The organism is Pseudomonas sp. FP2309 (genome assembly GCF_030687575.1).
Taxonomy (GTDB): Bacteria; Pseudomonadota; Gammaproteobacteria; order Pseudomonadales; family Pseudomonadaceae; genus Aquipseudomonas.
The window spans coordinates 284,951-299,491 of sequence record NZ_CP117439.1 but is presented as its reverse complement, the minus strand read 5'-3'; the positions used below and the strand labels follow the sequence as shown (position 1 = coordinate 299,491).

Here is a 14,541-nt window from a genome sequence, read left to right as displayed (position 1 = left end):
AGTGCTCCAAACGTTTTGTAGTAGAAAGTTGCGCACTACTACCGCGAAAAAAGTGGGCCGGATTATGCCAGAAAAGCCCAAAAAGAGTAGGGCCCTCCCGTCAGAACACCTCTAATCCGGCATTTGTCAGGTGATTTACCTGTGCTTAAACGTTTTAGTGGCGGGTATCGGAAGGCGTGTCGATGCCCGCGCCAGCGAACAATTGAGCGACATCAGCCGCATCGAACAGGTAGCGCTCGTTGCAGAACTGGCAGTCAATCTCGATATGGCCACCGTGTTCCACGACCAATTCCTGCGCATCTTCAAGGCCCAGGCTGACCAAGGCATTGGCCGAACGCTCGCGCGAACAGCTGCAATTGAAGCGCAGGCCCTGTTCGTCGAACAGGCGCACGGCCTCTTCGTGGTACAGGCGATGCAGGATAGTTTCGTTGTCCAGGCCCAGCAGTTCTTCGGCTTTCAGGGTGTCGGCCAGGGCAATGATGTGCCGCCAGCTTTCATCACGGTCATCGTCATCCTTGATACGGTCGGCCGGCAGCTGTTGTACCAAAAGGCCGCGGGCGCGCTTGCCGTCGGCATTGAGCCAGAACTTGGTGCCCACCTGCTGGGACATGACGAAATAATTGGTGAAGCAGTCCGACAGGTTCTCACCGTCGAGGTCGACGATGCCCTGGTAACGCTGGCCTTCCGTCGGGTCGACAGTAATGGCTAATACGCCATTGACCATCAGATCGGACAGGGTAGCGTCGGGCGCGATCCGTTCGGCTTCGTAACGGGCCAGGCCACGGATTTCACGCTCGCTGGAGCATTCGATCATGAGCATCGGGACCGGGCCTTCAGACCGCGCCTGCAGGATCAGTAAACCGTCGAACTTCATGGTGCCAACCAGCAGCGCAGCGGCCGCCATCAACTCACCGAGCAGTTGCGCGACCGGCTCCGGATAGGGGTGCTTGGCAAGGACTTCTGCGTAGCTGCGCTCCAGAGAGACAAGTTCGCCGCGGACGTCGCTCTCGTCGAAGATGAAGCGTTGGGTGAAGTCGGTATCCGGTAAATCAGTCATAGGTCTGGGTATCTGAATTGATGACAAAATGATTACAAGGTTTATAAAATTAAACGCTTTAGCACCATTTTGGTGCGGCTTTCTCCTGGAAACAGAGAGCTTATATAGAGCGAAGAGGGACAGTTTATGAACAATCCGGGTTTGTTCCAAGCCAAGTGGAACCTCCGGCGATGGGCTCTTTGCAATCTACTCGCTATCGGACTGCTGTGTTTTTGGCTGTGGCCCACGGGCCAGAGGCTATGTGTCATTTTCGACGAGTGGCTGTTTCATCTACTCAATGACCCGCTGGCGACTAGCACAACCTGGCTGCATACGTGGGCCGTGGCCAGTTTGCGACCGTTTGATGCAGTGGTCGGGATCATTTTGCTGGCGCTGCTGATTCGCGGTGACTGGGTGTTCAAGGCCGTGCAGGTGCGTCAGGCGCTGTTAGGTTTTGTCGGCATTTTGTTGCTGTTGCTGTTTATCCGCATGCTGTTTTCCAAACTCGCGGCGCAGATGGGCTGGCAGCACAGCAGTCCATCGATGGTGGTTGGTGGCGCGATTCAAATGAGCGATTACTTTCCGGGCTTGGAAAAAACCTGGGAGTTAAAAGACCGCTCCAGTCAGAGTTTCCCAGGTGATCACGCTTCGGTGCTGTTGATATGGGCGATGTTTATGACGGTGTTTGCCCAGCGCATCGGCCAGGTGCTGGTGATTTGGGGCTTGGCGGTGTTGTTCATGATGCCGCGCCTGGTGGCGGGCGCGCATTGGGGGCAGGACGACTACATCGGCGGCGTGTTGCTGGCGCTGCTGGCGTTGGGCTGGGGTTATTACACGCCGTTTGCAGCGAAGGTGTCAGGGGTGCTGATGCGGGTGACTGCGCCGTTGTTCGGGCTTGCTGGGCGTCTGCCCTTGGTCGGCCGACTAACCATCCTGAGAACCTGCCGCAACAAGCCCGCCCGCTACAAAGGCCCCTTCGCTTAAGGGCTAGTCGTCATTGCCACTGCCGCGAAACTTGAACAGGTCACGGCGCTGCTTCTTGCTTGGCTTGCCGTCGGTGGTCAGGCCTGAGGCGCCCGCCTTGCGCATGGCCGCTGCGTTTTCGCGCTTGGCAATGCTGGCTTCGGTTTCCGCGTACAACGCCTGCGCTTCAGGCGCGCCACGGCGCACGATGGAAAGCGCCTGCACCACGACGGTCTTTTCATCAAAACCCGTGCGAATCTGAAACTCATCACCGACTCTCGGCTCTTTGCCCGGCTTGCAGCGCTCGCCGCGATGATGCACTTTGCCACTCTCGATCGCGGCCTTGGCCAGAGCACGGGTTTTATAAAACCGCGCTGCCCACAGCCACTTGTCCAGACGGACTTTTTCTTCCTCTTCCTGCTTTTGAGCCACTTGAATTCCTCGCTCTGAAAAATGTCGCAACTTTACCGTTGAAACCCTTCGACGCATAAACCCCAAGGCTCACCTAAGATACGCCAGGTAGCACCCTGTTTTCGCGAGGACATGCCGTGACCGACTTTCCCGTTTCACTCACCTCGCCAGGCCAGCGGTGCGTGGGTTGCCAGCAAAGCGAGCCCCTGGGCTTCGACTTCGCGTTCGCCTATCAGCCAATCGTAGACCTTCGGGACCATACGATCTTCGCCAACGAAGCCTTGGTGCGCGGGGTCAATGGTGAAGGTGCGATGTCGATACTGGAACAGGTCAACGAAAGCAATCGCTACCGCTTTGACCAACGCTGTCGCATGCAAGCCATTGCCGGTGCCGCCGCCCTGGGAATGCAGACCCACCTTTCCATCAATTTCATGCCCAATGCCGTGTACCGCCCGGAGCTCTGTATCCGCAGCACCCTGGAGGCGGCCCGCGCGCACAACTTTCCGCTGAACCGACTGATTTTCGAGACGCTCGAAAGCGAGCACGTAGATAACTATCGCCATTTGACGAATATTCTGCGTGAATACCGCGAATTCGGCTTCATGACCGCCATCGACGATTTCGGCGCGGGCTATTCGGGGCTGAATCTGCTGGCCGATTTCCAACCTGACCTGATCAAACTCGACATGGCGCTGATTCGTGATGTCGACCAGGATCGTGTCCGCCAGGTAATCGTACGGGGGATTGTCACAATCTGTGAGCAGTTGGGGGTTACTGTCATCGCCGAAGGCATCGAAACAGCCGGCGAACGAGACTTCCTGTTCGACTGCGGAATATTTCTGATGCAGGGCTACTGGTTCGCCAGGCCTGCATTCAATGCCCTGGCCGAGGTATCACCCCAGGCCTGGGCGAACTGATCGGTTACCCATATTGAAGACATTTGACCATTTGACCGTTGTGGGTCTGCGTGAGTGGGTGGCACTTCCCGACTTGGGAGTGGCCGGCCTGCGCGCGAAGATCGATACCGGGGCCAGTACCTCAAGCCTGCACGCCACCGATATCGAGCCCTTTGAGCGCGACGGTGAGAAATGGGTGCGCTTCACCGCGCACCTGGGCAGCGTTGTGCAACTGCGTCACCGCCGCTGCGAAGCGCCGCTGGTGACGATGAAAACCATCAAGAGCTCCAACGGCCATGCGCAGGTGCGTTATGTGATCAGCACCACCCTGGCGCTGGGTGATGGGGTATGGCGGGTGGAGTTCACCCTGGCCTGCCGCAAATCCATGCGTTACCGCCTGTTGCTGGGCTCCAAAGCGCTGATTGACGGCCACCTGGTGGTCAATCCCGGCGCCAAGTACGTTCAAGACAAGCCGGTGTTCCCGGTCTCTACTATTTCTGCCCCAGGTGCTGCATGAAGATTGCTGTGCTGTCGCGAAACCCGCGTCTGTATTCCACCCGCCGCCTGGTCGAGGCCGGCACCGAACGTGGCCACGAAATGGTGGTAATCGACACGTTGCGTGCCTATATGAACATTGCCAGCCACAAGCCGCAGATCCACTACCGGGGCAAACCGCTGGAAGGCTTTGACGCGGTGATCCCGCGTATCGGCGCCTCGGTAACGTTCTATGGCTGCGCCGTGTTGCGCCAGTTCGAAATGATGGGGGTGTTCCCCCTGAACGAGTCCGTGGCCATCGCCCGCTCGCGGGACAAACTGCGCTCGCTGCAATTGCTGTCGCGCCGCGGGATTGGCCTGCCGGTTACCGGGTTTGCCCATTCCCCGGATGACATCCCGGACCTGATCGAGATGGTCAACGGCGCACCGCTGGTGATCAAGGTGCTGGAAGGCACCCAAGGCATCGGTGTGGTGCTGTGTGAAACCGCGACGGCGGCAGAGTCCGTGATCGAGGCATTCATGGGCCTCAAGCAGAACATCATGGTGCAGGAATACATCAAGGAAGCCGGCGGTGCGGATATCCGCTGCTTCGTGGTGGGTGACAAAGTGATTGCGGCGATGAAACGCCAGGCCAAACCTGGGGAGTTTCGCTCCAACCTGCACCGCGGCGGCAGCGCCAGCCTGATCAAGATCACCCCGGAAGAACGCATGACTGCGCTACGAGCAGCCAAGGTGATGGGGTTGGCCGTTGCGGGTGTGGATATCTTGCGCTCCAACCACGGGCCGCTGGTGATGGAGGTGAACTCGTCTCCGGGCCTGGAAGGCATTGAGACCACAACCGGCAAAGATGTGGCGGGCATCATCATTCAGCATCTGGAGAAGAATGGTGGGCCGAATATGACCAGGACCAAGGGCAAGGGTTAACCCCCGCCCGCTGACACAACACAGAGCCACATGTGGCTCTATGTTGTTTGCTAGACCGCGTCTCTTGGCAGCATCAGCCCAAGCGGCAAACGCACCCGTGCTTCAAGGCCACCACCCTCACGATTACGCAATTCCACATTGCCGCCGTGCATCGAAGCAATCCGCCGCACAATCGCCAAGCCCAGCCCCGTGCCCTTGCCACCTCGAGCACGGTCGCCACGGGTAAACGGGTTGAAGATGCCTTCCAGCTCCGCCGGATCAATCCCCGTGCCACGGTCCATCACGCTGAGCACCACATACGGCGCAGCGCTGTCGCCAGATACGTACGCCGCCACTTCCACATCGGAACCGGCATGGTGCAATGCGTTGCCAATCAAGTTGTTCAACAGGCGTTTCATCGACACCCGCCGCAACGCAAACGGCTGGATCGGCTCCAGGCGCATGCGCACCTGCTCGCCGTTCTGGTTGTAAGGCGCAACGACCTCACGCACCAGGTCAGTCAGGTCGACCTCCTCTACCACCTCGTCACGACCATCACGAATAAATGCCAGGAACTGATCAAGGATCGCATCCATGTCTTCAATGTCACGAACCATGTCGTCGGTCAGATCAGTGTGGTCACCCATCAATTCCAGCGACAATCGCAAACGCGTCAAGGGCGTGCGCAGGTCGTGAGATACCCCCGCCAGCATCAGCTCGCGCTCACGCCCAGCCTGTTCGACGTCTTCGGCCATCTGGTTGAAAGCGCCATACACCTCGGTCATCTCACTGGGCGTATCGCTGACCGGCAAGCGCACACTGCGCCCCTGGCCCAACTGGCGGGCAGCAAACACAAGTCGTTTAAGCGGTTGGTTGAGCTGTCGCACGAAAATCCACGCCGACGCCGTGGAAAGCAACCCGATAGCGAGGAACCAGCCCAGTACGTTCCAGATCTTCTGCCCCCGCAGCGGGTGCGGGTACAACGGTACTTTCAGCCAGTCCTCACCAAGGCTCGGCGCGCGCACCCACAACGCGGGGGACACATGCATGCGCAGTCGCACCTCGGTGTCCTCACCCAGTTCAGCCTGCATCTGGCGTTGGTAGATCTCACTGTAAGGCCAATGCTGCTCGCCTTCGGGTACGCCCGCGCCCGCCACCCGCACCAGGGTGGCGGCCTTGGCGATCTTCTCGCGGTTTTCGGGGTCGGCGGCCCAGTAGGCACGCAGCGTCAAGGCCACACCGTGGCTGTATTGTCGATCCACCAGCACGTCTTCGTTCATCAACAGATAAACCAACGTAAGCGCCTTGGAAAACAGAACGACGATCAGCACCAGCCATAGGGTGCGAGAGAAGAAACTTTGTGGGAACCACAGCGGGGTTTTCATAGATGACAGCTGGACACCTTGCAGGAACGAGCGGCGCTCGCAGAATTGCAGACGCCGGGCATCCCGTCGACGCTCATGGAATCAAACGCCAGGATGCCCGCCCCTGCAAGTCATCGGTCACTTGGTTGCAGTGCCATCCGGCACAAACACATAACCCACACCCCAAACCGTCTGGATGTAACGCGGCTTGGACGGATCCGGCTCGATCATCCGGCGCAGACGGGAGATCTGCACGTCGATGGAGCGCTCCAGGGCGTCCCACTCCCGGCCACGGGCCAGGTTCATCAGCTTGTCGCGGGTCAGCGGTTGGCGAGCGTTCATCACCAGCGCCTTGAGCACCGCGAATTCGCCGGTGGTGAGCATGTGCACTTCGTCGCCACGCTTGAGTTCGCGGGTGGCCAGCGACAGTTCATAGTCGCCAAAGGTGACGCTTTCGTCCTCGCTGCCCGGTGCACCAGGGACCGGCGGCGCCTGACGACGCAATACGGCTTTGACCCGCGCCATCAGCTCATCCGGATTGAACGGCTTGGCCAGGTAATCATCGGCGCCCAGCTCGAGACCTTTGATGCGGCTCAGCTCATCGCCCTTGGCGGTGAGCATGATGATTGGAATCTGGTTGTTCGCACCGCGCAGGCGTTTGCAGGCGGTCAGACCGTCTTCGCCGGGCAGCATCAGGTCAAGGACGACCAGGTTGAACACTTCACGCCCCAGCAGGCGGTCCATCTGCTCGGTGTTAGGCACCGCGCGGGCACGATAGCCCTTGGAGTTGAAGAAACGCTCCAGCAGGCTGCTAAGCCCCGGATCGTCATCAACGATGAGAATTTTTTCGCCTTCAGCAGTGTGTGCAGTGCTGCTCATTGGATGCTCCTCTTATCTCGGCGCGCATTATGGCCTAGGTGCCGTTATACGCACCGTGTGCATTGTTAGCAGATTTTTCCTCTACTGCCAGCGAACCCGCGCCCTACAACCGTTGGCGCAGTACCCCCCAAGGGCGGAACGCTGGTTATAATGCGGCGCCCTTACGCGGGGCACTGTCAGATTTTACTGTTTACGGCCTCAGCCGTTTTTTCGGCGGCGGGCAGCAATTTCCCGATTTCGAGGGTCAACAGGCTGCCTCTTGACCCAGGTAGCGGCGCCAGTCGGGCCGCTCAACCAGCCGCGCAAGGCCTTTTTTTCCGGGCCTGCGAGCTGCTTTTCAGAATTTCAGGTGGTTTTATGGACAGCATCAACAGCCGCATCGCCGAGGAACTCGGTGTACGCCCACAACAGGTCGAAGCGGCCGTCGCTCTACTGGATGAGGGCTCCACGGTGCCCTTCATCGCCCGTTACCGTAAAGAAGTGACCGGCAGCCTCGACGACACCCAACTGCGTCACCTGGAAGAGCGCCTGCGCTACCTGCGAGAACTCGACGAACGGCGCATCAGCATCCTCGCCAGTATCGAGGAGCAGGGCAAGCTGACCCCGCAACTTGAGCGTGACATCAAGCTTGCCGACACCAAGACCCGCCTCGAAGACCTTTACCTGCCCTACAAGCAAAAGCGTCGCACCAAGGGCCAGATCGCCCTGGAAGCTGGCCTGGGCGAGTTGGCCGACGGTCTGTTCAACGACCCGTCATTGACCCCGGAAACCGAAGCCGCCCGCTTTATCGATGCCGAAAAAGGCGTCGCCGACGTCAAGGCCGCCCTCGAAGGCGCCAAGTACATCCTCATGGAGCGCTTCGCCGAAAACGCCAGCCTCCTGGAAAAACTGCGCACGTACCTCAAGCAGGAAGCCATCCTCAGCGCCCGCGTCATCGCAGGTAAAGAGGAAGAAGGCGCCAAGTTCCGCGATTATTTCGAACACGACGAACCGCTCAAAAGCATGCCGTCCCACCGCGCGCTGGCGATTTTCCGCGGTCGCAACGAAGGCATTCTCAGTTCCTCGCTCAAAGTCGGTGACGAGCTGCCGGGCACCATGCACCCGTGCGAAGGCATGATCGGTCAACAATTCGGCATCCAGAACCAGAACCGTCCTGCGGACAAGTGGCTCGGTGAAGTCGTGCGCTGGACCTGGAAGGTCAAGCTCTATACCCACCTGGAAACCGACCTGCTGGGCGAGTTGCGCGACGCCGCCGAAACCGAAGCGATCAACGTGTTCGCCCACAACCTGCACGACCTGCTGCTCGCCGCCCCCGCCGGCCCGCGCGCGACCCTGGGCCTCGACCCAGGCCTGCGCACCGGTTGCAAGGTTGCGGTGGTCGACTCCACCGGCAAGCTGCTGGACCACGCCACCGTGTACCCGCACGTACCGCACAACAAATGGGACCAGACCCTCGCGATCCTGGCCGCCCTGTGCGCCAAGCACGCCGTGGACCTGATCGCCATCGGCAACGGCACCGCCAGCCGTGAAACCGACAAGCTCGCCGCCGAACTGATCAAAAAATACCCAGCCATGAAAATGACCAAGGTCATGGTCTCCGAGGCAGGCGCTTCGGTGTATTCGGCATCGGAACTGGCCTCCAAGGAATTCCCGGACCTCGACGTGTCGATCCGTGGCGCCGTGTCCATCGCCCGTCGCCTGCAGGACCCGCTGGCCGAGCTGGTGAAGATCGACCCTAAATCCATCGGGGTCGGCCAGTATCAGCACGACGTGTCGCAGCTGAAACTGGCGCGTGGCCTGGATGCAGTGGTGGAAGACTGCGTGAACGCTGTGGGGGTGGACGTGAACACCGCTTCCGTCGCGCTGCTGGCGCGGATCTCCGGCCTCAACGCCACCCTGGCGCAGAACATCGTGACGCACCGTGACGAAAACGGCGCGTTCAAAACCCGCGCCGCGCTGAAAAAAGTCGCACGCCTGGGCGAAAAAACCTTCGAACAAGCGGCCGGCTTCCTGCGCGTAATGAACGGCGACAACCCGCTGGATTCGTCGGCCGTTCACCCGGAAGCCTACCCGCTGGTGCAACGTATCGCTGCCGAGACCGACCGAGATATTCGCTCGCTGATTGGCGACGCCGCGTTCCTCAAGCGCCTGGACCCGAAGAAGTACACCGATGAAACCTTCGGCGTGCCGACCATCACCGACATCCTGCAGGAACTCGAAAAACCAGGTCGCGACCCGCGTCCTGAGTTCAAGACCGCCGAGTTCCAGGACGGCGTCGAGGACCTTAAGGACCTGCAACTGGGCATGATCCTCGAAGGCGTGGTGACCAACGTGACCAACTTCGGCGCTTTTGTGGATATCGGCGTGCATCAGGATGGTTTGGTGCATATTTCTGCGCTTTCGGAGAAGTTCATCAAGGATCCTCGCGAAGCGGTGAAAGCCGGTGACGTGGTCAAGGTCAAGGTCATGGAAGTGGACATCCCGCGTAAACGCGTGGGTCTGTCGATGCGCATGAGCGACACCCCCGGCGAGAAAATCGACGGTGCCCGCGGCGCGCGCCCAGGCTCGGCACCACGCCAGTCGCAGAACAGCGCACCGCGCAAGGAAACCACGACCGCTGCGCCCACCAACAACGCGATGGCCTCGCTGTTCGCCAACGCCAAGCAGTTGAAGAAGCGCTGATGGAAATCCCCGCAGCGTTGACCCAGAGCGCCTTCAGCGAAACGATCGGCTGCCGCCTGCAACGCCTGGACGCAGGCGTTGCCGAGGTGGCCCTGACCCTCGAGCCGCACCTGCGCAATCGCGCGGGCAAGCTCCATGGCGGGGCGATTTTCAGCCTGGTGGACATCACCATGGGCCTGGCCTGCTCCAGCACCCATGGTTTCGACCAACAGAGCGCGACCATCGAGTGCAAGATCAACTACATTCGCGCCGTGGAAGACGGTGATGTGCTGTGCACCGGCCGAGTGATTCATGCCGGCAGGCGCACCTTGGTGGTCGAAGCCGACGTGTACCAGGACGAAAGACTCGTCGCAAAAGCACAAGGCACGTTCGCTGTCCTATAGCTCCCCACCCTCGATTTGAGTTAATTTCGGCGCTGCGATAACAGCGTCGGAATTTTCCTGCTGCGCCGTAGCCCAATTCATGGAATGAAGTAGGCTTTTTTATAGCGGGTCAAATCGACTCAAAACCAGGCGATCACGCCAGTTTTAACTTCACCCTTGTAGACCGTCCTGCCCACCCCCATATTGGGGCGACTGACGCGTGAAGGAATCCAACTTGAGCGAACTTCTCAACCGCCGCCTGGCCCTGCTCGGCAAGCGCGAACACCTCTCCCTGCTAGAGCACTGCCTGCACGGTATCGAGCGTGAATGCCTACGTGTCACCCGCGAGGGTCGTCTGGCGCAAACGCCGCACCCGGAAGCCCTGGGCGCCGCGTTGACTAACGAATTGATCACCACAGACTATTCGGAATCGCTGCTGGAGTTCATTACCCCGGCCCTGCCAAACCCGGCCGACACCCTGAGCAGCCTGGACAAGATCCACCGCTTTGCCTACACCAAGCTCGGCAGCGAATACCTGTGGAGCCCGTCGATGCCGTGCCCGTTGCCGGCCGAGGAAGATATTCCGATTGCCTACTACGGCACCTCCAATATCGGACAGCTCAAGTACGTGTACCGCAAGGGCCTGGCCCTGCGTTATGGCAAGACCATGCAGTGCATCGCCGGCATCCACTACAACTTTTCCCTGCCGGAACAGCTGTGGCCGCTGCTCAAAGAGACCGAAGGGTTTGTCGGCACCGACCGCGACTACCAGTCCAACGCCTATATTGCACTGATCCGCAACTTCCGCCGCTACAGCTGGCTGCTGATGTACCTGTTCGGTGCCTCGCCGGCGCTGGACGCTGGGTTCCTGCGCGGTCGCTCGCACCAACTGGAAGTGCTCGACGCCGACACCTTGTACCTGCCCTACGCCACCAGCCTGCGCATGAGCGACCTGGGTTACCAAAGCAACGCCCAGGCCGGCCTCACGCCGTGCTACAACGACCTGGCGAGCTACACCGACAGCCTGCGCGAAGCGGTGGCAACGCCCTACGCGCCCTACGTCGAAATCGGCACGCACAAGGACGGTGAGTGGGTCCAACTGAACACCAACATCCTGCAGATCGAAAACGAGTACTACTCCAACATCCGCCCCAAGCGGGTGACCTACACCGGCGAGCGGCCGATCCAGGCGCTGATGGCCCGTGGCATTCAGTACATCGAAGTGCGTTGCCTGGACATCAACCCGTTCCTGCCGATGGGCATCGACCTGCCGGAGTCACGCTTCCTCGACGCATTCCTGCTGTACTGCGCGCTGAACGACAGCCCGCTGTTCGCCAATAACGCCTGCAGCAATGCCACTGCCAACTTCCTCAGCGTGGTCAAGGAAGGTCGCCGTCCGGGCCTGCAATTGCAGCGCGACGGTGCGACGGTGGACCTGAAGGAATGGGCCAGCGAACTGCTGGAGAAGATCGCCCCGCTGGCCGCATTGCTCGACCAAAGCCACGGCATCACCGAGCACAGCCAGGCATTGGACGCCCAACTGGCGAAGGTCCAGGACCCGTCCCTGACCCCGTCGGCCCAGGTGCTGGCTGCCATGGCCGAACGCAAGGAGAGTTTTGCGCAGTTCTCCCTGCACCAGAGCCAACTGCACGCCGAACACTTCCGAGCGGAGCCACTGGCCGCAGAAGAACAGGCACGCTTTGAAGAACTGGCGCGCAAGTCGCTGGCGCAACAGGCGGAGCTTGAGCAAAACGAAGTGGGCGACTTTGATGTATTCGTCGGCTCGTACCAGGCGAGCATTCTGGCGATCAGTAACTAAGACCGCACTCGGCCTACTGTGGGAGGACCACCCTCCCACATAAGCTAATTCGAAAAAGTTATTTATTTTCGGATTCTTAGATCATTTAGTCTCCTCTCACGCCGACCCTCGGCCGCCTGATTGAGGAGCTTCCCCTTGAAACTGCTTACCCCTTTGCGCCTGCTGGCCGCACTGTCCCTGGCCGGTGCCTGCCTGTTTGCTCAGGCGTCGGATGTGACCATCGCCTACCAAACCACCGTAGACCCGGCCAAAGTGGCCCAGGCCGACGGTGCTTATGAGAAAGCCACCCACGCCAAAATTGACTGGCGCAAATTCGATAACGGCGCCGATATCATCGCCGCCATTGCCTCCGGCGATGTGCAGATCGGCTATCTCGGTTCCAGCCCGTTGACCGCCGCCATCACCCGTAAGGTGCCGGTGGAAACTTTCCTCGTCGCCACTCAGATCGGCGGTGCCGAGGCCCTGGTAGCGCGCGACGGTTCGGGGATCAACAGCCCACAGGACCTGATCGGCAAAAAGATCGCGGTGCCCTTCGTGTCCACCGGCCACTACAGCCTGCTGGCCGCACTGAAGCACTGGAATATCGACCCGAAGAAAGTCACCATCCTCAACCTCGCGCCGCCGGCGATCATCGCCGCCTGGAAGCGCGGTGATATCGACGCCACCTATGTGTGGGACCCGGCCCTGGGCGTAGCCAAGGAAAACGGCAAGGTGCTGATCACCTCCGGCGAGCTGGCCAAGTTCGGTGCGCCGACGTTCGATGCGTGGATCGTGCGCAAAGACTTCGCCGAAAAACACCCGGAAATCGTCACCGTCTTCGCCAAGGTCACCCTCGACGCCTACGCCGCATACCGCAAAGACCCCCAAGCCTGGCTGGCCGATAAAGGCAACGTCGACAAACTGGTGAAGCTCTCCGGCGCCAAAGCCAGCGACATTCCGCTGCTGCTGCAAGGTAACGTCTACCCGCTGGCCGCTGACCAAGTGACGCTGCTGGGCGCACCGACCACCAAGGCTGTGACCGACACCGCGGCGTTCCTCAAGGAACAAGGCAAGGTCGATGCCGTGCTGCCGGACTACAGCCCGTACGTCAGCGCCAAGTTCATCACCCGCTGAGGAGTCCATTGCCATGGCCTTGCTTCAACTGGAGCGCATCAGCGCACAGTACCCAGGCGCTCAGGCACCGGTACTGACGGATATTTCCCTCGACTTGGGGCCCCAGCAATTGCTGGTGGCCCTCGGCCCGTCCGGCAGTGGCAAAACCTCGCTGTTGAACCTGATAGCCGGCTTTGTCGAACCCTCTGCCGGGCGCATCACCCTGGACGGCGTACCGGTCAAAGGCCCGAGTGCAGAACGTGGCGTGGTGTTCCAGGACGATGCGTTGCTGCCTTGGCAGGACGTGCTGGCCAACGTCGGCTTCGGCCTGGAACTGGCCGGCGTGCCCAAGGCCCAGCGTGACGTGCGCGCCCGGCAAATGCTGGCGCTGGTGGATCTGGCCGGTTTCGACAGCCGCCGCATCTGGCAGCTCTCAGGCGGCCAGAAACAACGCGTCGGCCTGGCCCGCGCGCTGGCCGCCGACCCGCGGGTTTTGCTGATGGACGAACCCTTCGGCGCCCTTGATGCGTTCACCCGCGAACAGATGCAGGAATTGCTCCTGCAAGTCTGGCGCCGCACGGCCAAGCCTGTGTTTCTGATTACCCATGACATCGAAGAAGCCGTGTTCCTCGCCACGGATTTGATCCTGCTGGCGCCCAATCCCGGCCAGATCGTCGAGCGCCTGCACCTGGACTTCGGTCAACGCTACGCCGCCGGCGAATCGGCCCGGGCGATCAAGTCAGACCCACGTTTTATCGAAACCCGCGAACACGTGCTGAGCAAAGTGTTCTCGCAACGGCAGGTGCCCGCATGAGCAGCTACGAACTTCCCGCCACACTCGCCCAGCCCCTGTCGCAGCCGGTACGCCGCAGCGTAAGCACACGCCTGATCAGCGTACTGACGCTGTTCGCCTTGCTGGCCCTCTGGTGGGCCGTCACCGCCACGGGCCTGATCGAACCGCTGTTCCTGCCGCCGCCCGCCGACGTGTTGCAAAAGGGCTGGCTGCTGGCGACCACCGGCTACATGGGCGCCACCTTGTGGCAGCACTTGGGCGCGAGCCTCAGCCGCATCGGCCTGGGTCTGGGCTTTGCAGTGCTCACCGCCGTGCCGGTGGGAATTGCCATCGGTTCCAACCGCATCGCGCGCGGCATTCTCGACCCCTTGATCGAGTTCTACCGCCCCATTCCGCCCCTGGCCTACCTGCCGCTGATCGTGATCTGGTGCGGCATCGGCGAGCTGTCCAAGGTGTTGCTGATTTACCTGGCGATCTTTGCTCCGATCGCTATCGCCACCGCAACCGGCGTGCGCACCGTCGACCCGGCCAGGCTACGCGCGGCGCAGTCGCTGGGCGCGACCCGAGCCCAACTGATTCGCCACGTGATCCTGCCAAGCGCTCTGCCGGACATCCTCACCGGGGTGCGCATTGGCCTCGGTGTGGGCTGGTCGACGCTGGTGGCCGCCGAACTGATCGCCGCCACCAGCGGCCTGGGTTTTATGGTGCAGTCGGCGGCGCAGTTCCTGGTCACCGATGTGGTGGTACTGGGAATTCTGGTCATCGCCTTGATCGCCTTCACCATGGAAATGGGCCTGCGTGCCTTGCAGCGTAAATTAGTGCCTTGGCATGGCCAGGCACATTGAG

At 60.7% G+C, this 14,541-nt stretch carries 14 protein-coding genes; 10 read left to right on the top strand and 4 right to left on the bottom strand.

The window, feature by feature from the left end; all coding sequences use genetic code 11:
- Window positions 1-154 precede the first annotated feature (154 nt).
- Entirely contained in the window at window positions 155-1,057 is a 903-nt protein-coding gene (hslO, locus tag PSH59_RS01340) for an Hsp33 family molecular chaperone HslO (RefSeq protein ID WP_305394115.1), read from the bottom strand.
- 126 nt (window positions 1,058-1,183) lie between these two features.
- Between hslO and PSH59_RS01335 the strand changes: the two genes are divergently transcribed.
- Window positions 1,184-2,020 (top strand): phosphatase PAP2 family protein, encoded by an 837-nt coding sequence (locus PSH59_RS01335; RefSeq protein ID WP_248083079.1) that lies wholly within the window; start codon window positions 1,184-1,186, stop codon window positions 2,018-2,020.
- A gap of 3 nt (window positions 2,021-2,023) precedes the next feature.
- Here PSH59_RS01335 and PSH59_RS01330 read toward each other — a convergent pair whose 3' ends face one another.
- Window positions 2,024-2,431, bottom strand: a complete 408-nt coding sequence (locus tag PSH59_RS01330) for an RNA-binding S4 domain-containing protein (protein ID WP_065933413.1) — start codon at window positions 2,429-2,431, stop codon at window positions 2,024-2,026.
- Window positions 2,432-2,547: 116 nt separating this feature from the next.
- On the opposite strand from PSH59_RS01330, the gene PSH59_RS01325 reads away from it, so the two are divergent.
- The 3 genes from PSH59_RS01325 to rimK all read left to right on the top strand — a co-directional run bounded on the left by PSH59_RS01325 (window position 2,548) and on the right by rimK (window position 4,725).
- On the top strand, window positions 2,548-3,327 hold the full coding sequence (locus PSH59_RS01325) for an EAL domain-containing protein (RefSeq protein ID WP_248083077.1): 780 nt from the start codon (window positions 2,548-2,550) through the stop codon (window positions 3,325-3,327).
- Window positions 3,328-3,406: 79 nt separating this feature from the next.
- Complete coding sequence (locus PSH59_RS01320; RefSeq protein WP_248083188.1) at window positions 3,407-3,823, top strand: ATP-dependent zinc protease; 417 nt, start codon at window positions 3,407-3,409, stop codon at window positions 3,821-3,823.
- Window positions 3,820-4,725: a 30S ribosomal protein S6--L-glutamate ligase gene (gene rimK / locus PSH59_RS01315; RefSeq protein WP_003171022.1), complete on the top strand. Its 906-nt coding sequence runs from the start codon at window positions 3,820-3,822 to the stop codon at window positions 4,723-4,725. The genes PSH59_RS01320 and rimK overlap by 4 nt, the downstream gene beginning before the upstream one ends.
- A gap of 50 nt (window positions 4,726-4,775) precedes the next feature.
- Here rimK and PSH59_RS01310 read toward each other — a convergent pair whose 3' ends face one another.
- Window positions 4,776-6,089: an ATP-binding protein gene (locus PSH59_RS01310; RefSeq protein ID WP_248083075.1), complete on the bottom strand. Its 1,314-nt coding sequence runs from the start codon at window positions 6,087-6,089 to the stop codon at window positions 4,776-4,778.
- Between the two features lie 117 nt (window positions 6,090-6,206).
- A complete protein-coding gene (gene ompR, locus PSH59_RS01305) occupies window positions 6,207-6,947 on the bottom strand; it encodes a two-component system response regulator OmpR (protein WP_248083073.1) in 741 nt (246 codons plus the stop codon).
- A 357-nt stretch (window positions 6,948-7,304) separates the two neighbouring features.
- Between ompR and PSH59_RS01300 the strand changes: the two genes are divergently transcribed.
- The 6 genes from PSH59_RS01300 (at window position 7,305) to tauC (ending at window position 14,540) form a co-directional block, all read left to right on the top strand.
- On the top strand, window positions 7,305-9,629 hold the full coding sequence (locus PSH59_RS01300; RefSeq protein ID WP_305394114.1) for a Tex family protein: 2,325 nt from the start codon (window positions 7,305-7,307) through the stop codon (window positions 9,627-9,629).
- On the top strand, window positions 9,629-10,012 hold the full coding sequence (locus PSH59_RS01295; RefSeq protein ID WP_305394113.1) for a PaaI family thioesterase: 384 nt from the start codon (window positions 9,629-9,631) through the stop codon (window positions 10,010-10,012). The genes PSH59_RS01300 and PSH59_RS01295 overlap by 1 nt, the downstream gene beginning before the upstream one ends.
- A 214-nt stretch (window positions 10,013-10,226) precedes the next feature.
- Window positions 10,227-11,810: a glutamate--cysteine ligase gene (gshA, locus tag PSH59_RS01290; protein WP_248083054.1), complete on the top strand. Its 1,584-nt coding sequence runs from the start codon at window positions 10,227-10,229 to the stop codon at window positions 11,808-11,810.
- A 135-nt stretch (window positions 11,811-11,945) separates the two neighbouring features.
- On the top strand, window positions 11,946-12,923 hold the full coding sequence (gene tauA, locus PSH59_RS01285) for a taurine ABC transporter substrate-binding protein (protein WP_305394112.1): 978 nt from the start codon (window positions 11,946-11,948) through the stop codon (window positions 12,921-12,923).
- A gap of 13 nt (window positions 12,924-12,936) precedes the next feature.
- Window positions 12,937-13,716: a taurine ABC transporter ATP-binding subunit gene (gene tauB / locus PSH59_RS01280; RefSeq protein WP_248083049.1), complete on the top strand. Its 780-nt coding sequence runs from the start codon at window positions 12,937-12,939 to the stop codon at window positions 13,714-13,716.
- Entirely contained in the window at window positions 13,713-14,540 is an 828-nt protein-coding gene (gene tauC / locus PSH59_RS01275; protein ID WP_305394111.1) for a taurine ABC transporter permease TauC, read from the top strand. Before tauB ends, tauC begins: the two co-directional genes overlap by 4 nt.
- The last annotated feature ends 1 nt before the right edge of the window (window position 14,541 follow it).

Excerpts from the sequence above, each read along its gene's own strand:
- hslO (WP_305394115.1), bottom strand. The coding sequence starts at position 1,057 with ATGACTGATTTACCGGATACCGACTTCACCCAACGCTTCATCTTCGAC.
- PSH59_RS01335 (WP_248083079.1), top strand. The coding sequence starts at position 1,184 with ATGAACAATCCGGGTTTGTTCCAAGCCAAGTGGAACCTCCGGCGATGG.
- rimK (WP_003171022.1), top strand. The coding sequence starts at position 3,820 with ATGAAGATTGCTGTGCTGTCGCGAAACCCGCGTCTGTATTCCACCCGC.
- PSH59_RS01310 (WP_248083075.1), bottom strand. The coding sequence starts at position 6,089 with ATGAAAACCCCGCTGTGGTTCCCACAAAGTTTCTTCTCTCGCACCCTA.
- ompR (WP_248083073.1), bottom strand. The coding sequence starts at position 6,947 with ATGAGCAGCACTGCACACACTGCTGAAGGCGAAAAAATTCTCATCGTT.
- PSH59_RS01300 (WP_305394114.1), top strand. The coding sequence starts at position 7,305 with ATGGACAGCATCAACAGCCGCATCGCCGAGGAACTCGGTGTACGCCCA.
- PSH59_RS01295 (WP_305394113.1), top strand. The coding sequence starts at position 9,629 with ATGGAAATCCCCGCAGCGTTGACCCAGAGCGCCTTCAGCGAAACGATC.
- tauB (WP_248083049.1), top strand. The coding sequence starts at position 12,937 with ATGGCCTTGCTTCAACTGGAGCGCATCAGCGCACAGTACCCAGGCGCT.
- tauC (WP_305394111.1), top strand. The coding sequence starts at position 13,713 with ATGAGCAGCTACGAACTTCCCGCCACACTCGCCCAGCCCCTGTCGCAG.